This is a genomic window from Leisingera sp. S2M4, from assembly GCF_055398055.1.
The window spans coordinates 125,565-150,058 of record NZ_AP040861.1 but is presented as its reverse complement, the minus strand read 5'-3'; the positions used below and the strand labels follow the sequence as shown (position 1 = coordinate 150,058).

The window sequence follows — 24,494 nt, the reverse complement described above, 5'->3', positions numbered from 1 at the left end:
GCCGGGGCGGCAAGGAGCCGTCCCGGCGCTCAATGAAAAAATTTTGCGCAGTTGAATTCATGAACGTGAATTTATCTATGTGAGGAGGCAAGCAAGATGAGTGATGATGCCAAGGGCATAGCGCCCTCGCGCCGCCAGTTTTTGACCGGGGCGGCGGCAGCCGGGGCCGGGGCGATGGCTGCCGGGGCGAGTCGCGCCGCCGCACCCGATCCGCTGATTACGGAGGTGCAGGACTGGGCCAGTGGTCTGGGCGATGGCGTCGACGTCACTCCCTACGGGTTGCCGATCGAATACGAGAGCGACGTGGTGCGCCGCAATGTGGAGTGGCTGACGGCGGACACCATCAGCTCAATCAATTTCACGCCGATCCATGCGCTGGACGGCACCATCACGCCGCAGGGTTGCGCGTTTGAGCGGCATCATTCGGGTGCGATCGAACTGCGAAAGGAAGACTACCGGTTGATGATCAACGGGCTGGTGGATACGCCACTGGTCTTCACCTACGCGGATCTTGAACGTTTTCCGCGCGAAAACCGGGTATATTTCTGCGAATGCGCGGCGAATTCCGGGATGGAATGGGCTGGCGCCCAGCTGAACGGCGCGCAGTTCACCCACGGCATGATCCACAACATGGAATACTCCGGCGTGCCGCTTCGGACGCTGCTGGAAGAGGCGGGAGTCAGCCCGGCGGGCAAATGGGTCTATGTCGAGGGGGCGGATGCCTCCTCCAACGGCCGTTCGATCCCGCTTGAGAAGGCGATGGACGATGTGCTGGTCGCCTTCAAGGCCAACGGCGAAGCGTTGCGCAAGGAACACGGCTACCCGGTGCGGCTGGTGGTGCCGGGTTGGGAGGGCAACCTGTGGGTCAAGTGGCTGCGCCGGGTCGAGGTGATGGACCAGCCGGTGGAAAGCCGCGAGGAGACCTCGAAATACACCGATACGCTGGCCAATGGCATCAGCCGCAAATGGACCTGGGAGATGGACGCCAAATCCGTCATCACCAGCCCCAGCCCACAGGCGCCGGTCACGCATGGCAAGGGGCCGTTGGTGATCACCGGTCTTGCATGGTCGGGACGCGGCGCAATCAGCGGCGTTGATGTGTCGCTGGATGGCGGCAAGACTTGGCAGCAGGCGCGGCTGTCGGCTCCGGGCGCCGACAAGGCGCTGACACGGTTTTACCTCGACATCAATTGGGACGGCGCGGAAATGCTGCTGCAAAGCCGGGCGAGGGACACCAGCGGTTATGTGCAGCCCACCAAGGCGCAGCTGCGCGAGGTCCGGGGTCTGAATTCGATCTATCACAACAATGCCATCCAGACCTGGTGGGTGAAGGCAAACGGGGAGGCGGAGAATGTCGAGGTTTCTTGAGGCGCGCCCGGATCTGAAGGCCGGACGATACATCGCAGTGACCGCAACGCTGGTTTGCCTGGCGGCTTTGCCCGCGTCAGCCGGAAAATTCGGCCTGGGCCGCCCCGCATTGCCCGAGGAAATCGCGGCCTGGGATGTGGACGTCCCACCCGATGGCAGTGGCTTGCCGGAGGGATCGGGCGATGTCCTGACAGGTGAAGAGATTTTCGCGGAAAAATGTGCCGCCTGTCATGGCGATTTCGCTGAGGGCGTCGGAAATTGGCCGAAGCTTGCGGGTGGCTGGGACACGCTGGATCATGACGATCCGGTCAAGACTGTCGGCAGCTACTGGCCGCATGCGACTTCGGTTTGGGATTACATCAACCGCTCGATGCCGTTTGGCGCGGCGCAGACGTTGTCGGCGGATGAGGTCTACGCGGTAACCGCCTATATTCTCTATTCCAATGACCTGGTGGACGACGATTTTACCCTGACGGACCAGAATATCCTGGAGGTCCGCATGCCGAACCGGGAGGGGTTCGTCGTGGATGACCGGCAGGAGGTCGAGCGGCATTTCTGGACTGACTCGCCCTGCATGGAGAATTGCAAGACCACGGTGGAGATCACCATGCGTGCGCGGACACTGGACGTGACCCCTGAGACAGCGGCTGCTGCCCAGCCTGAAACGGCAGTGACCCAGCAAAGTGATGTGGCAAAAGCGCTGGAACCGGTGCCGGATCCAGAGCTGGTTGCTGCAGGCGAAAAAGTGTTTCGCAAGTGCAAGGCGTGCCACCAGGTCGGCAAAGGGGCGCAATCCCGCAGCGGACCGGCCCTGAATAACGTGGTAGGTGCGCCGGTCGCGCAAGTAGAGGGGTTCCGGTATTCCAAAGCGATGTCGGCGGCTGCGGCTGATGGCCTGGTTTGGGACGAGGAGACACTCGGCACCTTTCTGGCCAAGCCGAAGGCATTTCTGAAAGGCACCAAGATGTCATTTGCCGGGCTGCGAAAGGCCGAGGATATCGCCGCCGTGATTGCTTATCTCAAGGCGCAGTCCGACTAGATATTGCCGGATGGGTTACAGCGTGACCTTGCGCCGGAGGGAACAAGATCACATGACCTCCGGCGAAGGGCTCGATACGCCAGCTGGGCTCGGCTTCTGGCTTTGGCTGGCGCAGATGGGCCGGTAGAGTGTCGCAGACCGACGGGGGCGGTTGCCTGAATGGGTGGTCCTCGCAGAGGATCACGTCGCGCTGGGTCAGAAGGTTCAGTCGACTGGCAAGGCTGCTGGCCTCATGGACCCCTGCCTTGCGGGCGCTGGGGAAATTGCGGACATCGCCGCTGATCAGCACGAGGCCCGGCAGATCCTGAACGTGTCGCGCGATGATCCTGGTTTCGGATTGCCATGGGCGAAACTGGGTGAATTGCACCGCTGTCTGAACCAGATAGCTTGCGGCCACAAGAAGCACTGCATTGCGCGCCAGTCGTCCAGCCAGGTTGCTGGATTGGCTCAACTCCTGGGCAGACCGGACGATAAGCACGGCATAGAGGATCCAGGCAAAATGAAAGGCTCTGGCCGGGATAGTAAAACCGAGTTTCAGTACCTGCAGTGCCATGAGCGCGAGGCCCAGCGCCATGACAGTCCAGAGGTAGATTGCCTCCAGCGGTTTCCTATACGCGACCACCACAGTCGACACAGCCAGAAGTCCTATATGGAACGCCAGCACCAGCTCTGATTGGAAGCTCATCTTTTGAAGGAACACTGCGAAGGTCTCACGCAGGAGTGGCAGATGGGCGGCCATTTCGGACAGTCCCTGTGCTGGGTCCGCGCTTCGGCGCGGGTCCAGTTGAATTCCGAAGATCCCGTGAACCAGCCAGTTTAGCGTATAGACCAGTACCAGACTGGCGGCGAGGCTGGCTGCAAATAGCAGGACAAGGCTGGTCAAATCACGCAGCGACCGCCTGCGGGTCGCGACAGCGCAGATGATCAGGATGATGATGGGAAAGGTCGTATAGGCAGTAAACGCGAGCAGCGTGAAAGGTGGCAGCAATAGTCGCATGTGCTTTTGAGACAGCCGCAGGGCCAGCCACGCATAAAGCGCCAGAACCGCCAAGCCGGGAATGACGGTGCTGGCCCAGGGTGCCATGAGAAAGACCGGCGGTGTCGGCAGCAATGCCAAAGCCAGAACCACGGTGAACCAGCGCCGCTCATATGCGCCTGCCGCAGCAGCTGCCAGCGCGGCTGCGGTTGTTGCCCAAAGCAATTGGTAGAGGGCAAAATTCAGGCCAGCAGGCGTCACCAGCCCGCGCAAGTGCCACAGGTAGTTCAGCCAGCGGCCTTCGGTCAGGGTCTTGTCCCAAAATCCGTCAGGCTGTGCCAGCAAGGCCGGGTAGTCGTCGTAGCGGAGAATGGGATCCAGGAGGTTGCCCGCTGACAGGGCCAACAGAAGCGGCCCGGCAACGGCAAACGCAATCACGAAGGCTTGACGATGTGGAGCAACGGAAGTTTTCGGGCCCAAAGGGGAAAATTTTGCAAACATAAAGGCAGGTCTTGGCAGCAACCGAAAAGAAAGTCGTGCCAAGGATGTTCGCGCAGGAATACGGCAGTGATAAGGCTTCCGCAGCAAATCCTGAAGCTTTCGGTTTCTGCCGTGATCAGCTCCAGCCTTTGCGGAAGAAATGCGGGCTGGCGCCGAATTTGCGTTTGAACTGGCGCGAAAAATGCGTCGCGGAGTTGAAGCCCGAGGCCAGCGCGATTTCTGTCACGCTCATGGAGGTTTCGTTCATCAGCGCAAAGGCGTGGCTCAGCCGCATGTCGAAATAGACGTGCATCGGGCTTTGGTTCAGATAGCGAGAGAACAGCCGTTCCAACTGGCGGCGCGAGATGTCGAGCCGGTCGCAGAGTTCACCGATCGACAACGGTTCTTCTATCGATTCCTGCATCAGCTGGAGGGCGTTCAGCAATCTCTGGTTGCGGCTGCCGATGGCGACGGCATAGTTCGATTTCTGCGGCGCAGCCTGACCTCCGGAACGCACGTGCAGGCACATGTCGGCCACGATGATTGCCAGTTGCTTGCCGTGGTGCTCCTCGATCAGGTGCAGCATCATGTCGGTCGCGGCATTGCCGCCTCCGCAAGTCATCAACGGCCCCGAGATCTCGAAGATGTTGGGAGAGGGGGTGAGATTCGGATAGCTTTCCAGAAATCCCGGCTGGTTCTCCCAATGCAGCGTAAACTTGTGCTCCTTGATCAGACCGGCCTGAGCCAGCGCGAATGCGCCGGTGCAGACGCCGCCAATGGCGCGGCCAAAGCGGCTTTCGCGGCGCAGCCAGTTCAGGGTGACTTCACTGGCTGCATTCTGCGGTTCGACGCCTGCGCAGACAAAGCCCATCGACTCCGCGGGCAGCGGCTGAAGCGGCATGTCGGGGGTCACCACCATGCCGTTGGAACACCTGACGGGATGCCCATCCTCGGTCATGATGAACCAGCGATAAAGCCGGGTGCCGGTAACCTGATTGGCAATGCGCAGGGGTTCGATGGCCGCAGCCACCGGTAGCATTGTCGCTTTGGGCAGCAGCAGGAAGTAGAAATCCTTTGGCGCGCCATCAAAGGGGATGGCCAGATTGGCTGCCGCCCCTTTCTGTACAAAGCTGTCATCGGTCATGACGTTTCCCAATGCGAAAGCCGGGGCGTAGCGGGCCCGGCAAGTTGCAGACTTCTTAGTCGTTTCCTAAGATGCCATGCCTCTCTCAAGCCCAAGAATTGCGACAGCGTTCTGGCAGATTGCGACACCTGTTGCAGCTTTGCGCCGTTGCGAAAATCACTGCCGCCTCTTGCAGCCCAAAAGGGGCGCGACTAAGACTCAGGTAACACTGTGTCGGGTATGGTACCGGACATAAACAACGCAGGCAGGTCGAAATGATTGATCCCAGAGAAACATACATGAATACCCTGGTCCCGATGGTGGTTGAGCAGACCAGCCGGGGCGAGCGCGCATACGACATCTTTTCCCGCCTGTTGAAGGAGCGGATCATTTTCCTGAATGGTCCGGTGCACGACGGGATGAGCTCCCTGATCGTGGCGCAGCTGCTGCACCTTGAGGCGGAAAACCCGTCCAAGGAAATCTCGATGTACATTAACAGCCCCGGCGGTGTGGTGACCTCGGGCCTGTCGATCTATGATACGATGCAGTACATCAAGCCCAAGGTTTCCACCCTGGTGATCGGCCAGGCAGCGTCGATGGGCTCGCTTCTGCTGACCGCGGGGGAGCCGGGCATGCGCTTTTCGCTGCCGAACTCGCGTGTGATGGTTCACCAGCCGTCCGGTGGCTTCCAGGGGCAGGCGACCGACATCATGATCCACGCAGAGGAAACGCTGAAGCTTAAAAAGCGCCTCAACGAGATCTATGTGAAGCACACCGGCCAGGACTACGACAGCATCGTGAATGCGCTGGAACGCGACAACTTCATGTCGCCCGAGGAAGCCAAGGAATTCGGCCTGATTGACGAAATCGTCGAAAACCGCGCCAAGGGCGATGACGAGCAGGGCTGACGTCGCTGCTTGGCACAACCGGTGCCCCGGTTCGGACCGGGGCGCACTTTCACATTGTGGCGGGTTGAGCAGTGGCATAAGCTGGCACAAAGTAGGATTGCTCCGCCTTGCGGACACCAAAGACCGAGCGGACTGAAAGGTAGATCATGGCAACGAATTCAGGCGGCGACAGCAAGAACACCCTCTATTGCAGCTTCTGCGGCAAGAGCCAGCATGAAGTGCGCAAGCTGATCGCAGGCCCCACAGTGTTCATCTGTGATGAATGCGTTGAGCTGTGCATGGACATCATCCGGGAAGAGACCAAGGCCTCTGGCCTGAAGGCGACCGACGGCGTGCCCACGCCCAAGGACATCTGCCAGGTTCTGGATGACTACGTGATCGGCCAGGCCACCGCCAAGCGGGTGCTGTCCGTTGCGGTGCACAATCACTACAAACGTCTGAACCACGCCCAGAAGGCAGGATCAGACATCGAACTGGCGAAGTCGAACATCCTGCTGATCGGCCCCACCGGCTGCGGCAAGACGTTGCTGGCGCAGACGCTGGCGCGGATTCTGGACGTGCCCTTCACCATGGCCGACGCGACCACGCTGACCGAAGCGGGTTACGTGGGCGAGGATGTCGAGAACATCATTCTGAAGCTCTTGCAGGCGTCGGAATACAACGTCGAACGGGCGCAGCGCGGCATCGTCTACATCGACGAGGTCGACAAGATCACCCGCAAGTCGGAAAACCCCTCGATCACCCGCGACGTGTCGGGCGAGGGTGTGCAGCAGGCGCTCTTGAAGTTGATGGAGGGCACGGTCGCCTCGGTGCCGCCGCAGGGCGGGCGCAAGCATCCTCAGCAGGAGTTCCTGCAGGTGGATACGACCAACATCCTGTTCATCTGTGGCGGTGCGTTCGCCGGCCTCGACAAGATTATCGCGCAGCGTGGCAAGGGCTCCGCAATGGGCTTTGGCGCCGATGTGCGTGACAATGACGAGCGTGGTGTTGGCGAGATCTTCCAGGATCTGGAGCCGGAAGACTTGCTGAAGTTCGGCCTTATTCCGGAATTCGTCGGCCGCTTGCCGGTTCTGGCGACGCTGGAAGATCTGGACGAGGATGCGCTTGTCATCATCCTGACCCAGCCGAAGAACGCCCTGGTGAAGCAGTACCAGCGCCTGTTCGAGCTGGAAGACACCGAACTGGACTTTACCGAAGAAGCGCTGAAAGCGATTGCCCGCAAGGCGATCGAGCGCAAAACCGGCGCGCGTGGCCTGCGCTCGATCATGGAGGACATCCTGCTGGATACCATGTTCGAACTTCCGGGCATGGACAGTGTCACCAAGGTTGTCGTCAACGAGGAGGCCGTGACCTCCGATGCGCAGCCGCTGATGATCCACGCCGATGCCGAGAAAGAGCCGGCCTCGGCGGGATAACCTACGAAGATTACCGATATAGCGGCGCGGGGCCTTCCGCGCCGTTTTCTTTTGAAGGATTTCGAGATGATCAGACGGATTTCATCGGGCGGTGAATTCGAGGCCAAAATCGGGTACTGCCGCGCGGTTGTGGCGGGCGGTTTTGTCCATGTCGCGGGAACCGTTGGGCAGGGCGATAACGTGGTCGAACAGTGCCGATCGGCACTGCAGACGATTGGAGCCGCACTGGAGGAAGCCGGAGCCACCTTTGCGGATGTCGTGCGGGTGAACTATTACCTGCCGGACGCGGCCGAGTTCGAGCCGTGCTGGCCGGTATTGGCGGAAACCTTTGGCGCCAACCCGCCCGCGGCGACGATGATCGAATGCAATCTGATTGATCCGAAGTACCGGATCGAGATCGAGGTCACGGCACTGGCTCCGGCCTGATCAGTCCAGCATTAGGCTGGCGGAAACCCTTGTGGGGCAAAACTGCCAATTCCCGCCGTCCAAACGGCTTGCAGAGGCCAAGCCACTGGACCTTGGCGGGAAATTGGGTCATATCGGTTGCGGATAAATCCGGAGGCATCCATGGGAATCCTGAACACTCTTCTGCGCGCCGTGACCTGGTGGAACGGCAGCACGCTCAACACCGCGATTTTTACCGCCCGCAAGGGGATCAAGGTGGGCGAGGATGATCAGGGCAACGTGTTCTATCGCAACGCCGATGACAGCAAGCGCTGGGTGATTTTCAACGGCGAAGCGGAAGCCTCCCGGGTCAGCCCAGATTGGCATGGCTGGCTGCATCGTACGTTCGACGAGGTGCCTAGCGAGAAACCGTTGAAGCACAAGCCTTGGGAAAAGCCCCATCAGGAAAACCTGACCGGCACAATGTTGGCCTATGCGCCCGCCGGATCGATCCGCGCAGGCGGAGAGCCGAAAGAGCGCCGTGACTACGAGGCTTGGGTGCCCGAGTAAACCATCGCCAGAAGGCCGATAAGAATGTCCCATAATCCAACCGAAGTTTTCGCCGGCGGGATCGTGCTGGCCGCTGCCGTGGCTTTCGCCGTTTATGCCGGTCAAGCCGCGGGCCTCGCCCAGGGCGGCGCGTCCTACGATCTGAGTGCGTCTTTCCGTTCTCTGGAAGGGGTCAGCATCGGCACCGACGTCCGCCTTGCCGGTGTCAAGATCGGCACCGTGACCGGGGTGGAACTCAACCCTGAAACCTTCCGCGCCGACACCGTTTTTTCGGTGAAAGAGGGCATCCAGATCCCGGATGACAGTTCGGTTGTGATCTCCTCGGAGGGGCTTCTCGGGGGCAACTTCGTGGAAATCATGCCGGGCGGGTCCCCCTTTGCCCTGGAGGCGGGGGATGAGATCGTCGACACCCAAGGGGCGGTCAGTCTCATCTCGCTGCTGGTGAAATTCGTCGCAGGCGGGGACGATTCCTGATGCGTGTGGCCGCGCTTTTGACCGCTGTCGCGTTTGCGCTGCCCCTTACAGGGCAGTCTGGTCACGCTCAGGAGCAGGCAAAACAGGGTGAGACCGCCAAGCCGGGCACAGCGGCGGTGCTGCGTGCACTGGACAAGGTCAACGGTCACACCATTGACGCCGAAGTCGCTGTTGGGGACAAGGCGGCCATGTTTGGGCTGCTGGTGTCAGTGCGGGATTGCCGCTACCCCGCCGACAACCCAACCGGTGATGCCTATGCCTTCCTGAGCGTGCATGACCCCGAAGATGGCACATCCCATTTCGAAGGGTGGATGATCGCATCCAGCCCGGCGTTGAACGCGCTGGATCACAGCCGCTATGACGTTTGGGTCATCCGCTGCAATAACAGCTGAGGGCTGGGAATAGGCGGGCGGGTGAAGTCTGCCTCGACCTGTAGCGCTTCACGCAGTTGTGCGCGATAGCGGGCGCGGGTAATCTCGACACCCCCCAACGACGCCAGATGCGGTGTCAGGAACTGGGTGTCACACAGCACATAGCCAGCCTGCCGCAACCTGTCGGTGAGGTAGGCCAAAGCGACCTTGGACGCATCCCGGCAGCGCGAAAACATGCTTTCGCCGAAAAAGGCACCGCCCAAAGACACGCCATAGGTGCCGCCGACCAGTTCGCCATCCTTCCAGATCTCTAGGGAATGGGCGTTGCCCAACTGGTGCAGTTCCTGGTAGCGGGCGCGGATTTCATCATTGATCCAGGTTTCGGCACGGTCTGCGCAGCCATCCACCACGGCGGCGAAAGCCCGGTTCACGGTCACGTCGAAGCCGCCGTTGCGGATGCGTTTGGCGAGCGAGCGCGAGATGTGAAACGCATCCAATGGCAACACCCCGCGCCGTTTGGGATCGACCCAGAACACTTCGGGGTCGTCACGGTGCTCGGCCATGGGGAACACCCCGGCTGAATAGGCGTGCAGCAAAAGATCCGCGGTCAGGCTCATGATAGTGGGAGTATAGGACAGATTTGGGCGAAAAAGTAAAACGGGGCGCAGCCAGTGGTGCGCCCCGTCTATGTTGGTCTTAGCCCGGACGGTTTTCTTCCAGCCACCGTTCCAGCCAGTGAATGCCGTAGTCGCCGCTGTGGATGTCCTCCTCCTGCAGCAGCGCGTGGAACAGGGGCACGGTGGTGTCGATGCCGTCGATGATCAGCTCACCCAGGGCGCGGTGCAGACGTGCCAGCGCCTCGGCCCGGTCACGACCGTGCACGATCAGCTTGCCGATCAGCGAGTCGTAATAGGGCGGGATCGAGTAGCCGTCATAGAGCGCCGAATCCATCCGCACGCCCAGACCACCCGGCGCATGGAACGCGGTGATCTTGCCCGGGCAAGGGGCAAAGTTCGGCAGTTTCTCGGCGTTGATCCGGACCTCGATGGCGTGGCCGTTGATCTCCAGTTCGTCCTGTGTGAACGACAGCGGCAGGCCTTCGGCCACCCGGATCTGCTCACGGACCAGGTCGACGCCAAAGATGGCTTCGGTGACCGGGTGTTCGACCTGAAGGCGGGTGTTCATTTCGATGAAATAGAACTCGCCGTCTTCATAGAGGAATTCCACGGTGCCAGCGCCGGAGTACCCCATCTTGCCGATCGCGTCGGCGCAGATCTTGCCGATGCGGGCCCGTTCTTCGGGGGTGATGCATGGGCCGGGGGCTTCCTCGAACACCTTCTGGTGGCGGCGCTGCAGCGAGCAGTCCCGTTCCGCCAGGTGAAGGCCGGTGCCCTTGCCGTCACCGAAAACCTGCACTTCGATATGACGCGGTTTTTGGAGGTATTTCTCCATGTAGACTTCGTCATTGCCAAAGGCCGCCTTGGCTTCGGAGCGGGCGGTGGAGAAGGCCATCTCCAGCTCTTTTTCGTTCAGAGCCACTTTCATCCCGCGACCACCACCGCCGGCGGTTGCCTTGATGATGACGGGATAGCCCATGTCGGCCGCCACCTTCTTGGCGGTGGCCAGGTCGGGCACGCCGCCCTCGGAGCCGGGCACCACCGGGATGCCGAGCTTCTTGGCGGTTTCCTTGGCGGTGATCTTGTCACCCATGATGCGGATATGCTCGGCCGAGGGGCCGATGAAGGTCAGCCCGTGGTCTTCGATGATCTGCACGAAGTTGGCGTTTTCCGACAGGAAGCCATAGCCCGGGTGAATCGCCTGGGCACCGGTGATCTCGCAGGCCGAGATGATGGCCGGGATCGACAGGTAGCTTTGCGCGCCGGACGGCGGGCCGATGCAGACGGATTCGTCTGCCATGCGTACGTGCATTGCGTCCGCGTCAGCGGTGGAGTGCACCGCGACCGACTTGATGCCCATTTCCCGGCAGGCACGGATCACGCGCAGGGCGATCTCGCCACGGTTGGCAATCAGGATCTTGTCAAACATGGCAGATCCTTACTCGATGATGACCAGGGGAGACCCGAATTCCACGGCGGCGCCGTCTTCCACCAGGATGCGCTTCACGGTGCCCGCTTTCGGCGCCGGGATGTGGTTCATGGTCTTCATCGCTTCGACGATCAGCAGGGTTTCGCCTTCGCTGACCTGCTTGCCGACAGAGATGAACGCCGGTGCACCGGGTTCTGCCTGCAGATACACGGTGCCAACCATCGGGGAGGTAACCGCACCGGGGTGGCTGGCGGGGTCTTCGTTGGCGGCAGCGGGTGCTGCGGCGGGGGCAGCAGCCGGTGCGGGCGCAGCGGCAACAGGGGCGGGTGCGGCAGCTGCAGGAGCGGGGGCGGCGGCCATCACAGTCTGGCGCGACACGCGCACATTCAGGCTGTCTTCCTCGCCGTATTCTCGTTTGACCTGCAGTTCGGTCAGATCGTTGTCGCGCAGCAGTTCTGCCAGCGCCTTGATGAATGCCACGTCAGCTTCGTGAGATTTGTTGGTCATTTTGTCCTCAGCCAATTCCGACAGGCCCGCCGGTCCGGCGGGCAGGAAATTATGGCGCTTATAGGGTAAGGATTACCGCAAGGAAAGCGCTGTCGATCCGTGCCGTAACATGGAGGTTTCGGCCCGGATTTGCAATTGCTGTGCCGTATTTCGGCTCAGAGCGGCATGCCGGTCAGTTTCGCCACCAGTTCCGGGAGTTTGCGGGCCCCGAACTTCTGCAGCAGATGGGCGCGATGGCTTTCCACCGTGCGGTAGGAAAGCTCCAGCTGCTGGCCGATTTCCTTGGCCGACAACCCCTTGCAGGTCAGGATTGCCACCTCGCGCTCGCGCGGTGTCAGCGACACCACGGGGCGGTCGTCGGAGATGTCGGCAAAGGACCAGACGCCGGTCTGAAATGGCTCCTCGGGCGTGACGGAGCGGCCGCGCACGCGACACCAGAACAACGCACCGCTGCGCCGCCGCATGATGCGTTCATCGCTGTATCGGCCGCAACGGGCCTCGGGTTGGCGTAAGACGGTGCCGATGCGGTTGTAGTCTTCCTGGCTCGGGTACAGGTCGGCCACCGGCAGGCCGGTATAGTCGCCCGGCGCACCGCCGAAGGTTTCGGCAAATTGCAGGTTGCACCGGGTGATGATGCGATGCTCCAGCACCGCGAGGCCGACAGGGGCATGATCGAAGGCAAGGTCACTCATTCGGGTGTCTTACCCCGTCCTGTCCGAAGAAATGAAGAGGGGAGTTTCGCGAGTCACGAATTGGATTCGCCAGGCCGCGCACACGGCTGCGTGGATGTAGAGACGTATCGCCGACGGTAAGCGGAAGATTCGGTTCGTTTTGCGTGTCCTTGCCCGGCGGCAATTGCCCCCGCATACGGGCCGAAGCCCTGCGGCGGGGGCGGAGAATTCAGATCGCCAGATATTCGGCGCGCAGTTCCTCGTTTTCGAGCACCTCGGCGGCAGTTCCGTCGAACACGATGCCGCCAGTGTCGAGAATCACCGCCCGGTCGGCTAGTTCCAGAGCGCGCACTGCGTTTTGCTCCACGATGATGGTTGTCATACCCTGTTCCTTGATGTGGATGAGCGTCTTTTCGATCTCGTCCACGATCACCGGTGCCAGACCTTCGTAAGGTTCATCCAGCAAGAGCACCTTGATGTCGCGCGCCAGGGCACGGGCGATGGCCAGCATCTGCTGTTCGCCACCGGACAGCGTCACGCCCTCTTGTTTGCGTCGTTCCCCAAGGCGCGGGAAAAGGTCGTAGAGACGCTCCAGTGACCAGCCGATCGGCGGCGCGATCTGGGCCAGTTGCAGGTTTTCCTCCACCGTCAGACCGGGGATGATGCGGCGGTCTTCGGGGACAAGCCCCAGCCCGGCCGCCGCCGCTTCATGCGAGGCCATTTTGTGAAGGGGCTGGTGATCCAGCCAGATTTCGCCGCGCGTCACCATCGGGGAGCCGGTGCGCGCGATCGAGCGCAGGGTCGAGGTCTTGCCAGCGCCGTTGCGGCCCAGAAGTGCGAGGATCTCGCCCTCGTGGACGTTGAAGTTGATGCCCTGCACGATGTAGCTCTCGCCATAGTAGGCATGCACGTCCCAGACCGACAGGAAGGCGGGCGCGGTGGTGGCCTGGTTGGCGTTCTTCGAGAAATCGGGTTTCACGTTCATGGGGTCTGCTCCTTACGCCGACTCGCCGAGGTAGGCTTCGCGTACCTTGGGATTGCCGCGGATGTTCTGCGGATCGTCCTCGACCAGCGGCGTGCCCTGGGCCAGCACGGTGATCCGATTGGCCAGGCTGAACACCACATGCATGTCGTGTTCGATGATGGCGATGGTGATGTCGCGCTCGTCGCTGATCTGTTTCAGCAGGTCGATGGTGTTGTTGGTGTCGGCCCGCGCCATACCCGCGGTGGGTTCGTCCAGCAGCAGCAGGCGCGGCTCCTGGCTGAGGCACATGCCGATCTCAAGCCGTCGCTTGTCACCGCGGGACAGGGCAGCGGCATGCATGTGCCGCTTGTCCGCCATGTTCATCTCCACCAGCATGGCTTCAGCGCGATCCAGGATGTCCTGCTGTTTCAGCACCGCCGACAGGGCGTTCAGCTCGAACGCGCCGTCGCGCTTGGCGAAACAGGGGATCATCATGTTCTCCAGCACCGTCAGATCGCCAAAGATCTCGGGCGTCTGGAACACGCGGGAGATGCCCATCTGGTTGATCTCGTATGGCGCGCGTCCCAGCACCGACTGGCCGTCGAACATCACCGATCCGGTGTCGGGGATCAGCTTGCCCACCAGGCAGTTCAGCAGGGTGGATTTGCCCGCGCCGTTCGGCCCGATGATGGCGTGGACCGAGTTTTCCTTTACGCTGAGGTTCACATCGGACAGGGCCTGCAGCCCGCCGAACCGTTTCCCCACGTCTTTGACTTCAAGGATACCCATTGCTTTGTCTCCTTATTCCGCGGGGTTGGTTTCTTTGGCGGTGCTGCTGTCCTTGGCCCTGCGGCCCTGGATCCAGCCCCTGATGCGCTGACCGCCTTCAACCAGGCCGCCGGGCAGGAAGATCACCACCAGCATGAACAGGATGCCCAGCGTCAGATGCCAGCCCTTGCCGATGAAGGGGTGGATCAGGAAGACCACCGCGTCTTCCATGCCGTCGGGCATGAAACTGAACCAGCTGTGCAGCACGTTGTCGTTGATCTTCGAGAAGATATTTTCGAAGTACTTGATGAAACCGGCGCCCAGCACCGGGCCGATCAGCGTACCGGCGCCGCCGAGGATGGTCATCAGCACCACCTCGCCCGAGGCCGTCCACTGCATCCGCTCCGCCCCGGCCAGCGGGTCCATCGAGGCCATTAGCCCGCCCGCAAGACCGGCATACATTCCGGAAATCACGAAGGCTGCCAGCGTGTAGGGCCGGGTGTTCAGTCCGGTGTAGTTCATCCGCTGCTGGTTCGATTTCACCGCCCGCAGCATCATGCCAAAGGGCGAGCGGAAGATGCGGATCGACAGGTAAAAGGCCGCCAGCATGATGAAGGCGCAGAGGTAGTAGCCCGCGTTGAACTGGAACGCCCAGGGGCCGACCGCCATCTCGAAGGTGGAGCGCATTTCCAGGCCAAACAGGTTGGTCACCGGGATCGAGCCGTCTTCTGTGGCGGAGACGCCCAGGATGCGGGGGTCTTCCAGTGTCAGCTGCAGGCCGGTTTCACCGTTGGTGATCGGGGTCAGCACCGAGTAGGCGAGGTTGAACGACATCTGCGCAAATGCCAGCGTCAGGATCGAGAAGTAGATACCAGAGCGGCGCAGCGAGATAAATCCGATCAACAGCGCAAACAGGCCCGCCACGATCACCGACAGCACAATCGCCGGGATCACGTTCATGCCGATCAGCTTGAACATCCACACGGCCGAGTAGGAGCCGACGCCGAGGAAGGCCGCATGGCCGAACGACAGGTAACCGGTGAGCCCGAACAGGATATTGAAGCCGATGGCGAAGATCCCGAAAATCACGAAACGCTGCATCAGGTCCGGATAGCCCGCGTTGAACTGCGCCAGCCCGCTGTCGGTGGGGAAGGGGTTCAGGATGAAGGGGGCGAACATCGTCAGGCAGGCCACGATGATCAGCAAAGAGGTGTCTTTTTTGTTCAGTCCGAACATGTCTTTAGTCCTCCATCACGCCTTTGCGGCCCATCAGGCCTCGCGGACGGGTCAGCAGAATGATGATGGCCACCAGATAGATGATGATCTGGTCGATGCCGGGGATCAGCGACTTGATCTCGTTCATCGAGGCAAAGCTCTCGAGGATGCCCAAGAGGAAGCCCGCCAGAACCGCACCGGGCAGGGAGCCCATGCCGCCGACGACCACCACCACGAAGCTGAGGACCAGGAAGTCCATGCCCATGTGGTAGTTCGGCGAGTTGATCGGGGTGTACATGACACCCGCCAGACCGGCGACGGCGGCGGCGATGCCGAACATGATGGTGAAGCGGCGGTCGATGTTGATGCCCAGAAGGCCCACTGTCTCGCGGTCCGCCATGCCGGCCCGCACCACCATGCCAAAGGTGGTGAACTGCAGGAAGCTGAAGATTCCCCCGATGATGACCACGGCAAAGAAGAAATAGACCACGCGCCAGACCGGATAGACGATGTCCATGCCGATCGCGGCGCCCAGGTTGACCACGCCGTTCAGCGCGTCCGGCGCCGGGGTCTGGATCGGGTTGGCGCCGTAGAAATACTTGACCACTTCCTGCAGCACGATGGCGAGGCCGAAGGTCACTAGGATCTGGTCAGCATGGGGGCGTTTGTAGAAATGCTTGATCAGCCCGCGTTCCATCACGTAGCCGACGCCGATCATGATCGGGATGGCAAACAGGATGGCCAGCGGAACCGCCCAGTCGATGATGGCTCCGCCGAACTCGGGGCCGAACCAGGCCTCGACATAAGGGGTCTTCACCTTCAGCGGGTTGCCGAGGAAGTCGGTCTGCGTTTCGTCGACCACTTCATAGCTGAGGTTCAGCAGCCGCTGCAGGGTGACGGCGCAGAAGGCGCCGATCATGAACAAGGCCCCATGGGCAAAGTTCACCACGCCCAGCGTGCCAAAGATAAGTGTCAAACCCAGCGCGATGAGCGCATAGGCCGAGCCCTTGTCGAGCCCGTTCAAGATTTGCAAAAGGATTGCGTCCATGGATCCCGCCCCCGGGGTTAGTCTGGGTGGTAGAGATAAAACCGGTCGGTTCAGGGGCTTCGCGCCCCCGGTCGAACGCCGCGCGTCCGGTTGCCGGTCCGGGATGGAAGGCCGGGCGCGTCGGGCGCCCGGCCGGATCTGCGGGGCTTAGGCGCCCGGATTGCAGGCGCCGAGGTTGCCGCCGGCAAACATCGGGTGATCCGGTGCGTATTCCACCTGCGCGCGCGGCGTGACCTCGACCACTTCCAGAAGGTCGAATTCCGAGGTCGGGTTTTCCTTCCCGCGCACCACGAGGACGTCCTTGAAGCACTGGTGGTCTTCGGCGCGGTAGAGGGTCGGGCCGTTGCCCAGACCGTCGAACTCATAGCCCTCAAGGGCTTCGACGACGGCACAGGGGTTGAAGCTGCCGGCCCGTTCCACCGCATCCGCATAAAGCAGCGTCTGCACGTAGCAGGTGTGCGCTGCCTGGCTCGGCGGGAAGCCGTATTTGGTGCCGAAGGATTTCACGAAGGCCTTGGAACCCTCATCCTGCAGCGTCCAGTGCCAGTTGGTGGAGCCATGGATGCCCTTCACGTTTTCGCCCGCACCCTTGGCCATCAGGCGGGAATAGAGCGGCACCACGATTTCGAAGTTCTTGCCGTTCACCACCTTGTCACGCAGGCCGAACTGCACCGCGTTGGTCAGCGAGTTCACCATGTTACCGCCATAGTGGTTCAGCACCAGCACATCCGCGCCCGAGTTCAGAACCGGCGCGATGTAGGAGGAGAAGTCGGTGGCCGCCAGCGGCGTGCGGACCTTGTTCACGGTCTGCCAGCCCAGCGCCTCGGTGGCGGCGGCGATCGATTCTTCCTGGGTCCAGCCCCAAGTGTAGTCGGCGGTCAGGTGATAGGCGACGCGGTCGGTGCCATAGAGGTTCTTCAGCACCGGCGCCAGCGCTGCCGCCGACATGTAGCCGTTGAAGAAGTGACGGAAACCGTTGGCTTTCTTGTCCTTGCCGGTGGTGTCGTTGGAGTGCGTGAGGCCAGCCATGAAGATCACGCCCGCTTCCTGGCACAGCCCCTGGACGGCAATCGCCACGCCCGAGGAAGAACCGCCGGTGATCATCACCGCGCCGTCTTTTTCAATCATCGACTTGGCTGAGGCGCGGGCGGCGTCAGACTTGGTCTGGGTGTCGCCGGTGACATACTCCACCTTCTTGCCGAGAATGCCGTTGCCTTGCAGCGCCTTGGAGCTGAAGGTGTTCATCATGCCGCCGTCGCCGCCGCCGTTCAGGTGCTCGACCGCCAGTTCATAGGCGCGCAGCTCGTCCGCGCCCTCGTCTGCGTAGGGCCCGGTCTGGGGCACGTTGAAGCCCAGGGTCACGCTGCTGCCGGTGGGCTCGTTTGTAAAGGCCGCGGCGGATGAAGCTGTAAAGATCGTCGGCAGCGCCACGCCGGCCCCGGCCATGGCGCCGGTTCTCAGCACGCCGCGACGCGATACGTCAAATTTGGACATGTATTCCTCCCTAGTGTGATTGACACCTTGCAGCTCCTCACTTCTGCGCGGTATCAGCACTTTTCGTGCAAAATCAGTATGAGAGCGCGATGTAAATTCAGGCAATAAAACCCTTTGGTGGCTTGAAAATTATGTAAATAACTGAACAGTGGTTTTGGGTGTACTGTAAAGAACCTTATGTTGCGACGCAGAAAGCCCTTGAAATAGAAGCGTTTTGGGGAGCGCCCGCAAAATGGCACGCGACACTCTCACCGGCAGCCGGATCCGTGAACGCAGGCTCATCCTTGGGTTGCGGCAGGCCGAACTGGCCCGTCAGGCCGGGATTTCGGCGTCCTACCTCAACCTGATCGAGCACAACCGGCGCAGAATCGGCGGGAAATTGCTGGTCGATATTGCCGCAGTGCTGGGAGTTGAGCCCTCAATGCTGAGTGAAGGTGCCGAGGCGGCGCTGATCTCGACCCTGCGCGAGGCGGCGGCAGACAGCGGTGTGCCGGTGGCGGAACTGGACCGGGTCGATGAATTTGCCGGCCGCTTTCCCGGCTGGGCCGAGGTGCTGGCGGCCTGCCACAGGCGGATTGCAACGCTTGAACAAATGGTTGAAACCCTGTCGGACAGGTTGACCCATGACCCCAACCTCGCGGCCTCGGTGCACGAAGTCTTGTCGACTGCGGCTGCGATCCGTTCGACCGCCTCTATCCTGGCCGAACCGGGTGAACTGGAGCCGCAGTGGCGTGATCGGTTCCACAAGAACCTGAACGAGGATTCGCTGCGGCTCGCGGAGAGCAGTCGAGCACTCGTGAGTTTTCTCGACGAGCGCGACACCGACAGCCCACGCCGTGGCATGCCGCAGGAAGAGGCGGAGGATTATTTCCAGTCAAAAGGATTCCATTTTCCGGCTTTGGAGGACGGGCAACTCGGTATTGCGGATATGATGGCTGAGGTCCCCGCCGAGCTGAGCGCGGCTGCGCGCAGTCTGGTTCAGGTTGCGCTCGAGCAATACCTGTCCGATGCGCGGGACCTGCCCATGGAGCCGCTGGCCGCCGAGATTGCATCCGCGGGCATCGATCCCGTCGGTCTGGCCAGGCGTTTCGGCTGTGGTCTGCCCGCGGTTCTGCGACGACTGGGGGTGTTGCCGGAAGCCGTTCTGGGGCGCGAGGCCGGTCTGGTGATCTGTGATGCCTCGGGCACCCTGTTGTTCCGCAAACCTGTCACGGGGTTTGCGATGCCGCGTTTTGGGGCGTCCTGTCCGCTGTGGCCCCTGTATACGGCCTTGGTCCACCCGCATGTTCCCGTGCGACGCCATGTGGTGCAGCAGGGGCGCAATGCAGCCGCATTCGAATGCATGGCAGTTGCCTGGCCGCAGGAACAGCCGGATTTCGGGAGCGATCCCGTGTACCGCGCCGTCATGCTGATCCTGCCCTCAGGACAGCCGACGCAGGACGCGCAGCCGGTCGGCGCCAGCTGTCGGATCTGTCCACGCCGGGGCTGCCCGGCACGCCGGGAGCCGTCGATTCTAAAGGAACAGTTTTGACAGTTGGGCAACTCCGGCGCTAACCTGCGCCGAAACAAGGGGGACAGCGTCTCCGCGCCGGCCCGGCCGGAGGCGGTGCGTCGGGAGGAAGAGCTGCGGATGGGCAGGCATGTTGTTCTGATTGAAGATGAACCAAATATCACCGAAGCCATTCGGTTTCTGTTGACGCGAGATGGCTGGGACGTCGACGCGCACGCCGAAGGCAGTGCAGCTGTTGAGTTGATCCGGCAGGCGGGACCGGATCTCGTGATACTGGATCTCATGCTGCCGGGAAAAAGTGGGCTGGAGATTGTTCGGGAATTGCGGGCGCATCCGGACATGCAGGCTTTGCCGGTGCTAATGCTGACGGCGCGCGGTCAGTTGCGCGATCGTGAAATGGCCGAAAAGGCTGGTGTCACCCGTTTCATGACCAAACCGTTCTCCAACGCCGAAGTGTTGACCGCGGTGCGCGACTTGCATGCTCAGGCGGGGCAGGGATGATCTCGCGATGAAACCCGGCGAGGGCCACGACAGACAGGCGCCAGCGGGCACTACGTCCAGAGCAACAGCCATGTACGACAGGCAAGCAGGCAGCGCCGAGGCGGACCTCGACAGACCAGACGGGACCAAGAGCGCCAGACGCAGCAGGGATTTCCGCCATGAGGTGCCGAGTGAAACTGGATCACCCGCGGAACGGCTGACCTATCGGCGTCGGCGGTTGATGGATATCGCAAGGTTGTTGCCGGTCCTTGGGGCGTTGCTGCTGGCCTTGCCGCTGTTGTGGGCCGAAGCCTCCACCCATCCGGCCGCGCGGGATGGCGTCAGCATGTCTACCGCCATAATCTATGTCTTTGCGGTCTGGGCGGGGCTGATCGCGGCCTGTTTTGCCTTCAGCCTTGCGGTGCAGCGGTGGGCGGAACATTGGATTGGCCGTGACACGGGGCAAGCAGTCTCGCCGGGGCGGCAGGAGGGCCGGTGATGGCCTCTCTGAACCTGCTGGTCTTTGTTTGCCTCGCCTACGTTGCGTTCCTGTTTTTCATCGCGTTCTGGGCCGACCGCATGGCGTCGCGCGGGCGAAGCGCGGCGTGGATGCGTTCGCCGCTGATCTATACGTTGTCCCTGTCAATCTATTGTACGGCCTGGACTTTTTATGGCGCGGTCGGGTACGCGGTTCGCTCGGGACTGGAATTCGTCACGATCTATCTCGGCCCATCGCTGGTGATGGTTGGCTGGTGGTGGGGGCTGCGCAAACTGGTGCGGATCGGCCGCAGCCAGCGCATCACCTCGATCGCGGACCTTCTGTCATCGCGTTACGGCAAATCGAACCTGCTGGCGACCGGGGTGACGATCCTCGCGGTGATCGGGGTGACGCCATATATTTCGTTGCAGTTGCAATCCGTCACGCTGTCGTTCGCCATCTTCGCCGAGGCGGACCCGCAGCGGGGCCACAACGAGACGTCAATCGTATTCTGGGTGGCCTGTGGGCTGGCGGTCTTTGCGATCTTGTTCGGCACCCGCAACCTCAATGCCAATGAGCGCCATCACGGGGTGGTGACGGCCGTCGCCTTCGAGGCCATCGTCAAACTGGCGGCGTTGCTGGCCGTCGGGATTTTCGTGGTCTGGGGGGTCGCCGGAGGAGCCGGAGAGGCGCTGGCGCGCATCGATGCATCACAGATCGGCCAGTGGAACGTGGATGGCAGCCGCTGGGCGACCGTGACCTTTCTGGCGGCGGCCGCATTTGTCTGCCTGCCGCGTATGTTCCAGGTGATGGTTGTCGAGAACGAGGACGAGCGTCATCTGCGGATCGCGTCCTGGGCGTTCCCTCTGTACCTTTTGTTGATGTCGATGTTCGTGGTGCCGATCGCCGCCATCGGCCTTGAATTGATGCCAGAGGGCAGTAACCCCGACATGTTCGTGTTGACGCTGCCGTTGCAGCAGGGCCAGCAAGGGCTTGCCATGCTGTCGTTTCTCGGCGGGTTCTCCTCGGCTACGTCGATGGTGATCGTCGCAGCGATGGCCCTGTCGACCATGGTGTCGAACCACATCGTGATGCCGGTGTGGCTGCGGCTGCAAGATCGCAGGGCCTCGGTCTCCGGCGACGTGCGCGACGTGGTGCTCCTGGCGCGTCGGGTTTCGATCGCCGCCGTCATGGGGCTGGGATACTTCTACTATCACCTGTCCGGCGGCGCAGAGGCGCTTGCGGCGATTGGGCTTATTTCCTTTGCCGGTGTGGCGCAGATCCTGCCTGCGCTGGTTGGCGGGCTGTTCTGGCGCGGCGCCACGCGCAGCGGGGCATTGGCCGGGCTGACGGTCGGATTTACGATCTGGCTGTATACCATGCTGCTGCCGGCGCTTGGCGGGGGGCTGCTGCCCGATCATATCCTGCGCGAGGGGCTGTTTGGTCTCGACTGGCTGCGCCCGCGGGCCCTGTTCGGCATTGAAGGGCTGGACCCGACCGTTCATGCGGTCATGTGGTCACTAACATTGAATGCACTGGCGTTCTGCGTGGTGTCTCTCATCAGCTTTCCCAGTCCGCTTGAGCGGTTGCAGGGCGCGCAGTTCGTCAATGTCTTTGAACATTCCGCCGCGCCGGGTGGCTGGACCGGTTCGGTGGCGCAGAGCGAAGACCTGATGATCATGTCACAGCGCATCCTTGGGGCGGCCGAGGCACAGGCGCTGTTCCAGAGCGAGTTGCGCCGCCAGGGCGGGCGCGGCACGCTGCCTGAACCCACCCCGGTGTTCCTCGAACGACTGGAGCGGGAACTCAGCGCCTCGATCGGGGCTGCGGCGGCCCATGCAATGATCGGTCAGATCGTGGGGGGATCTTCGGTTTCCGTGCAGGACCTGCTAGCGGTGGCGGATGAGACCGCGCAGATCCTGGAATACTCCAGCCGATTGGAGGCGCAGTCCGCGGAGTTGTCTGATACGGCGCGTAAACTACAGGAAACAAACGAAAAACTGACGCAGATATCCAAGCAAAAGGATGCATTCCTTAGCCAGGTCAGCCACGAGCTCCGGACACCGATGACCTCGATCCGGGCCTTTTCGGAAATTCTGCGCGACGATGGCCAGCTCAGCGCCGAGGAGCAGCGCCACTACGCGGGCATCATTCACGATGAAACCCTTCGGCTGACACGGCTTTTGAACGATCTCCTGGATCTCAGTGTGCTGGAAAACGGTCAGGTTAACCTGAACCTCAGCGAAGGCAGCCTGTCGGAGGTTCTGGATCACGCCATCGCCGCGGCTCTTGCCGGGTCCGAACGGCCGCTGCGGGTGCGGCGCAGCCCGGAACTGGAGACCTTCCGGCTATCGTCTGACCTAGACCGACTGGCCCAGGTTTTCATCAACCTGATCTCCAACGCCCAGAAGTATTGCGATGCCGCGGAGCCGGAATTGACCATTGCCGCCAATTTGTCCGGAGGGCGGCTGCACGTCGATTTTACGGACAATGGCAGCGGCGTGCCGGTGGAATACCGGCAGATGATTTTCGAGAAATTTGCCCGCGTGCGCCCCGAGCGTGCCGGTGGCGCAGGTCTCGGTTTGGCAATCTGTCGCGAGGTCATGCAGCGATTGGGCGGGGACGTGACCTACCTTGCTGACCACGCCGGAGGTGCCTTCAGGGTTTCGATTCCGGAAATCGAAATAAAGGCGGCGTGACAATGGCTTGGATACAGGAGTTGTTAACCTTTTTTCTGCTAAAAAGGGGCAAACGAGACGCGTGAAGGGCGGGTAAGGCAGCCTATGTCTGAAATGAATCCAGCAGAGGCAGACCGCGGCAAGCAGAGCGTGCTTGCACGCAAGCTTGCGGCGACGAAAGAGGGGACCAGTTCGACCGGTAGCTCCCCAACGTTGAAGGCATTGCGCCGCTCCGTCGCGCGCGCGGCAGCGGATTTGTGTGACCTGCCGGTGGCTGTATTGGCCGCGCGGCAGTGTAACCGCCCCCCCGAAGACCTGGCACCGCAATTGTCCGACGACGATCTTCTGGTGGTGCTGGATTGCCCGCAGGGGCGCATGGGCGCGGTTTGTATGGACGCGGCAACCGTGACCGCCTTGATCCAGAAACAGACCATTGGTGCCGTGATTGGTATGCCGCCCGAGGGCCGGACCTACACGCCGACCGACGCCGCCATGACCGCCGAGTTTCTTGAGCGTAGCTTCGCCAAGGTGGTCTCGATGCTGGAGGGGCAGACGGATCAGGGCATCTTCTCGGGCTATCGTTTCGGGGCGCAGGTGGATTCCGTGCGCAGCCTCGTATTGGGGCTGGAGGCCGAAGATTACCGGGTGATCGAGCTGAACCTGGACCTCGCATCGGGGGCGATGCAGGGCGTGATGAAGCTGGTCCTGCCCGAGCCGACTGCCGAAGAGCTGCAAGAGGCCAACGGCGGCGCTTTGAAAGGACCGTCTTTGGGCGGCAACATGGGCGCGATCAGGGCGGAACTCTCCGCGGTGCTGTGCAAAATGCGCGTGCCGCTGCAGGAGTTTGCGAATCTGAAGGAGGGAGACCTGCTGCCTCTGGATGCCGCATTCCTCTATGAGACGGATTTGCTGACGATTGGCGGTCAATCGGTCGCGCAAGGACGGCTTGGGCAATTGAATGGGTCACGCGCGGTGCGCCTGAACCAGACTCGAACGCGGCTGGTCAGCGATGTCGGGGCGGATGAGATGGCCTTTTCCGAGGGCGGTGCGGCTGCGGCTGATGGTCTGTCAGGCGGCGCGCCGACGCTGGATATGGGCATCGCGGACCAAGGTCTGCAGGACCCGATGGCACTGGATGCGGTGCCGCAATTGGAAGCAACGCCTGCCTTGGGGAATGCTGGTGGTCTTGAGCCCGCGATGGGCGGTGACCTGTCCAATGGGTTCGACGGAGACCTTTCCGGCGGACTGACCGGCGATCTTGCGGATGAACTTATGGGAGAGTTTAATGCGGGGCTGGATGGAGGTTTGCCAGACCTGCCGGACCTGCCCGCAGCGGACCTTGGCGATTTTGATCCGGGCGATGCTGCGCTTGAAATCTCTCAATTGGCCGGGCTGGATTCTGCTTTGCAGGAAGGCACCTAGGCAACCCACCGCCCTGAGGTGAGGGGGTGTGCCCAAGGGCGGAGTTGGAACAGCTATCGTAAATAGTGGGGTGTCCGGAGGTGCGCTGTGCCCGGGATCCGCATG

At 61.7% G+C, this 24,494-nt stretch carries 24 protein-coding genes; 13 read left to right on the top strand and 11 right to left on the bottom strand.

Features of this window, described 5'->3' with window-relative positions:
- Positions 1-96 precede the first annotated feature (96 nt).
- Complete coding sequence (gene soxC, locus ACZ52D_RS00790; RefSeq protein WP_464442175.1) at positions 97-1,368, top strand: sulfite dehydrogenase; 1,272 nt, start codon at positions 97-99, stop codon at positions 1,366-1,368.
- Positions 1,352-2,407 (top strand): c-type cytochrome, encoded by a 1,056-nt coding sequence (locus tag ACZ52D_RS00785; RefSeq protein ID WP_464442173.1) that lies wholly within the window; start codon positions 1,352-1,354, stop codon positions 2,405-2,407. The genes soxC and ACZ52D_RS00785 overlap by 17 nt, the downstream gene beginning before the upstream one ends.
- On the opposite strand, the gene ACZ52D_RS00780 is transcribed toward ACZ52D_RS00785, so the two are convergent.
- Entirely contained in the window at positions 2,388-3,884 is a 1,497-nt protein-coding gene (locus ACZ52D_RS00780; protein WP_464442171.1) for a hypothetical protein, read from the bottom strand. The genes ACZ52D_RS00785 and ACZ52D_RS00780 overlap by 20 nt on opposite strands.
- A 115-nt stretch (positions 3,885-3,999) precedes the next feature.
- Positions 4,000-5,007, bottom strand: a complete 1,008-nt coding sequence (locus ACZ52D_RS00775) for a GlxA family transcriptional regulator (RefSeq protein ID WP_222453751.1) — start codon at positions 5,005-5,007, stop codon at positions 4,000-4,002.
- 254 nt (positions 5,008-5,261) lie between these two features.
- On the opposite strand from ACZ52D_RS00775, the gene ACZ52D_RS00770 reads away from it, so the two are divergent.
- From ACZ52D_RS00770 to ACZ52D_RS00745, 6 genes are all read left to right on the top strand, one after another.
- Complete coding sequence (locus tag ACZ52D_RS00770; protein WP_369927362.1) at positions 5,262-5,894, top strand: ATP-dependent Clp protease proteolytic subunit; 633 nt, start codon at positions 5,262-5,264, stop codon at positions 5,892-5,894.
- Between the two features lie 146 nt (positions 5,895-6,040).
- A complete protein-coding gene (gene clpX, locus ACZ52D_RS00765) occupies positions 6,041-7,309 on the top strand; it encodes an ATP-dependent Clp protease ATP-binding subunit ClpX (RefSeq protein WP_222453750.1) in 1,269 nt (422 codons plus the stop codon).
- Positions 7,310-7,375: 66 nt separating this feature from the next.
- Positions 7,376-7,735, top strand: a complete 360-nt coding sequence (locus tag ACZ52D_RS00760; protein ID WP_222453749.1) for a RidA family protein — start codon at positions 7,376-7,378, stop codon at positions 7,733-7,735.
- Between the two features lie 141 nt (positions 7,736-7,876).
- Positions 7,877-8,263 (top strand): NADH:ubiquinone oxidoreductase subunit NDUFA12, encoded by a 387-nt coding sequence (locus tag ACZ52D_RS00755; RefSeq protein ID WP_222453748.1) that lies wholly within the window; start codon positions 7,877-7,879, stop codon positions 8,261-8,263.
- A 24-nt stretch (positions 8,264-8,287) separates the two neighbouring features.
- Complete coding sequence (mlaD, locus tag ACZ52D_RS00750; protein ID WP_417475204.1) at positions 8,288-8,737, top strand: outer membrane lipid asymmetry maintenance protein MlaD; 450 nt, start codon at positions 8,288-8,290, stop codon at positions 8,735-8,737.
- On the top strand, positions 8,734-9,129 hold the full coding sequence (locus ACZ52D_RS00745) for a DUF2155 domain-containing protein (protein WP_464443148.1): 396 nt from the start codon (positions 8,734-8,736) through the stop codon (positions 9,127-9,129). Before mlaD ends, ACZ52D_RS00745 begins: the two co-directional genes overlap by 4 nt.
- Here the strand turns inward: ACZ52D_RS00745 and aat are convergent.
- From aat to ACZ52D_RS00700, 9 genes are all read right to left on the bottom strand, one after another.
- Entirely contained in the window at positions 9,093-9,725 is a 633-nt protein-coding gene (gene aat, locus ACZ52D_RS00740; RefSeq protein WP_464442167.1) for a leucyl/phenylalanyl-tRNA--protein transferase, read from the bottom strand. The genes ACZ52D_RS00745 and aat overlap by 37 nt on opposite strands.
- 79 nt (positions 9,726-9,804) lie before the next feature.
- Positions 9,805-11,154, bottom strand: coding sequence for an acetyl-CoA carboxylase biotin carboxylase subunit (gene accC, locus ACZ52D_RS00735; RefSeq protein ID WP_222453744.1), 1,350 nt, complete (start codon positions 11,152-11,154; stop codon positions 9,805-9,807).
- A 9-nt stretch (positions 11,155-11,163) separates the two neighbouring features.
- Positions 11,164-11,661, bottom strand: a complete 498-nt coding sequence (gene accB, locus ACZ52D_RS00730) for an acetyl-CoA carboxylase biotin carboxyl carrier protein (protein ID WP_464442164.1) — start codon at positions 11,659-11,661, stop codon at positions 11,164-11,166.
- A gap of 155 nt (positions 11,662-11,816) precedes the next feature.
- The gene (locus tag ACZ52D_RS00725) at positions 11,817-12,353 is read right to left on the bottom strand and encodes a LuxR C-terminal-related transcriptional regulator (protein ID WP_222453742.1); all 537 of its coding nucleotides are present in this window, start codon (positions 12,351-12,353) and stop codon (positions 11,817-11,819) included.
- 208 nt (positions 12,354-12,561) lie between these two features.
- A complete protein-coding gene (locus ACZ52D_RS00720; RefSeq protein ID WP_222453741.1) occupies positions 12,562-13,317 on the bottom strand; it encodes an ABC transporter ATP-binding protein in 756 nt (251 codons plus the stop codon).
- A gap of 12 nt (positions 13,318-13,329) precedes the next feature.
- Positions 13,330-14,085 carry an ABC transporter ATP-binding protein gene (locus ACZ52D_RS00715; RefSeq protein ID WP_222454187.1) on the bottom strand — a complete coding sequence of 252 codons (756 nt, stop codon included), beginning with the start codon at positions 14,083-14,085 and terminating at the stop codon, positions 13,330-13,332.
- 12 nt (positions 14,086-14,097) lie between these two features.
- On the bottom strand, positions 14,098-15,300 hold the full coding sequence (locus tag ACZ52D_RS00710) for a branched-chain amino acid ABC transporter permease (RefSeq protein WP_464442161.1): 1,203 nt from the start codon (positions 15,298-15,300) through the stop codon (positions 14,098-14,100).
- Positions 15,301-15,304: 4 nt separating this feature from the next.
- On the bottom strand, positions 15,305-16,327 hold the full coding sequence (locus tag ACZ52D_RS00705) for a branched-chain amino acid ABC transporter permease (RefSeq protein ID WP_058287187.1): 1,023 nt from the start codon (positions 16,325-16,327) through the stop codon (positions 15,305-15,307).
- A gap of 147 nt (positions 16,328-16,474) precedes the next feature.
- Positions 16,475-17,821: a substrate-binding protein gene (locus ACZ52D_RS00700; RefSeq protein WP_222453739.1), complete on the bottom strand. Its 1,347-nt coding sequence runs from the start codon at positions 17,819-17,821 to the stop codon at positions 16,475-16,477.
- A 232-nt stretch (positions 17,822-18,053) separates the two neighbouring features.
- On the opposite strand from ACZ52D_RS00700, the gene ACZ52D_RS00695 reads away from it, so the two are divergent.
- The 5 genes from ACZ52D_RS00695 (at position 18,054) to ACZ52D_RS00675 (ending at position 24,389) form a co-directional block, all read left to right on the top strand.
- The gene (locus ACZ52D_RS00695) at positions 18,054-19,352 is read left to right on the top strand and encodes a short-chain fatty acyl-CoA regulator family protein (RefSeq protein ID WP_464442160.1); all 1,299 of its coding nucleotides are present in this window, start codon (positions 18,054-18,056) and stop codon (positions 19,350-19,352) included.
- A gap of 99 nt (positions 19,353-19,451) precedes the next feature.
- A complete protein-coding gene (locus ACZ52D_RS00690; protein WP_369927656.1) occupies positions 19,452-19,832 on the top strand; it encodes a response regulator transcription factor in 381 nt (126 codons plus the stop codon).
- Between the two features lie 70 nt (positions 19,833-19,902).
- A complete protein-coding gene (locus ACZ52D_RS00685) occupies positions 19,903-20,310 on the top strand; it encodes a hypothetical protein (protein ID WP_464442158.1) in 408 nt (135 codons plus the stop codon).
- Entirely contained in the window at positions 20,310-22,988 is a 2,679-nt protein-coding gene (locus ACZ52D_RS00680; protein WP_464442156.1) for an ATP-binding protein, read from the top strand. Before ACZ52D_RS00685 ends, ACZ52D_RS00680 begins: the two co-directional genes overlap by 1 nt.
- Before the next feature lie 84 nt (positions 22,989-23,072).
- Complete coding sequence (locus ACZ52D_RS00675) at positions 23,073-24,389, top strand: FliM/FliN family flagellar motor C-terminal domain-containing protein (RefSeq protein ID WP_464442154.1); 1,317 nt, start codon at positions 23,073-23,075, stop codon at positions 24,387-24,389.
- The last annotated feature ends 105 nt before the right edge of the window (positions 24,390-24,494 follow it).

Coding starts and splice junctions, on each gene's coding strand:
- soxC (WP_464442175.1), top strand. CDS start 97: ATGAGTGATGATGCCAAGGGCATAGCGCCCTCGCGCCGCCAGTTTTTG.
- ACZ52D_RS00785 (WP_464442173.1), top strand. CDS start 1,352: ATGTCGAGGTTTCTTGAGGCGCGCCCGGATCTGAAGGCCGGACGATAC.
- ACZ52D_RS00780 (WP_464442171.1), bottom strand. CDS start 3,884: ATGTTTGCAAAATTTTCCCCTTTGGGCCCGAAAACTTCCGTTGCTCCA.
- ACZ52D_RS00775 (WP_222453751.1), bottom strand. CDS start 5,007: ATGACCGATGACAGCTTTGTACAGAAAGGGGCGGCAGCCAATCTGGCC.
- ACZ52D_RS00770 (WP_369927362.1), top strand. CDS start 5,262: ATGATTGATCCCAGAGAAACATACATGAATACCCTGGTCCCGATGGTG.
- clpX (WP_222453750.1), top strand. CDS start 6,041: ATGGCAACGAATTCAGGCGGCGACAGCAAGAACACCCTCTATTGCAGC.
- ACZ52D_RS00760 (WP_222453749.1), top strand. CDS start 7,376: ATGATCAGACGGATTTCATCGGGCGGTGAATTCGAGGCCAAAATCGGG.
- ACZ52D_RS00755 (WP_222453748.1), top strand. CDS start 7,877: ATGGGAATCCTGAACACTCTTCTGCGCGCCGTGACCTGGTGGAACGGC.
- mlaD (WP_417475204.1), top strand. CDS start 8,288: ATGTCCCATAATCCAACCGAAGTTTTCGCCGGCGGGATCGTGCTGGCC.
- aat (WP_464442167.1), bottom strand. CDS start 9,725: ATGAGCCTGACCGCGGATCTTTTGCTGCACGCCTATTCAGCCGGGGTG.
- accC (WP_222453744.1), bottom strand. CDS start 11,154: ATGTTTGACAAGATCCTGATTGCCAACCGTGGCGAGATCGCCCTGCGC.
- accB (WP_464442164.1), bottom strand. CDS start 11,661: ATGACCAACAAATCTCACGAAGCTGACGTGGCATTCATCAAGGCGCTG.
- ACZ52D_RS00725 (WP_222453742.1), bottom strand. CDS start 12,353: ATGAGTGACCTTGCCTTCGATCATGCCCCTGTCGGCCTCGCGGTGCTG.
- ACZ52D_RS00720 (WP_222453741.1), bottom strand. CDS start 13,317: ATGAACGTGAAACCCGATTTCTCGAAGAACGCCAACCAGGCCACCACC.
- ACZ52D_RS00715 (WP_222454187.1), bottom strand. CDS start 14,085: ATGGGTATCCTTGAAGTCAAAGACGTGGGGAAACGGTTCGGCGGGCTG.
- ACZ52D_RS00710 (WP_464442161.1), bottom strand. CDS start 15,300: ATGTTCGGACTGAACAAAAAAGACACCTCTTTGCTGATCATCGTGGCC.
- ACZ52D_RS00705 (WP_058287187.1), bottom strand. CDS start 16,327: ATGGACGCAATCCTTTTGCAAATCTTGAACGGGCTCGACAAGGGCTCG.
- ACZ52D_RS00700 (WP_222453739.1), bottom strand. CDS start 17,821: ATGTCCAAATTTGACGTATCGCGTCGCGGCGTGCTGAGAACCGGCGCC.
- ACZ52D_RS00695 (WP_464442160.1), top strand. CDS start 18,054: ATGGCACGCGACACTCTCACCGGCAGCCGGATCCGTGAACGCAGGCTC.
- ACZ52D_RS00690 (WP_369927656.1), top strand. CDS start 19,452: ATGGGCAGGCATGTTGTTCTGATTGAAGATGAACCAAATATCACCGAA.
- ACZ52D_RS00685 (WP_464442158.1), top strand. CDS start 19,903: ATGTACGACAGGCAAGCAGGCAGCGCCGAGGCGGACCTCGACAGACCA.
- ACZ52D_RS00680 (WP_464442156.1), top strand. CDS start 20,310: ATGGCCTCTCTGAACCTGCTGGTCTTTGTTTGCCTCGCCTACGTTGCG.
- ACZ52D_RS00675 (WP_464442154.1), top strand. CDS start 23,073: ATGTCTGAAATGAATCCAGCAGAGGCAGACCGCGGCAAGCAGAGCGTG.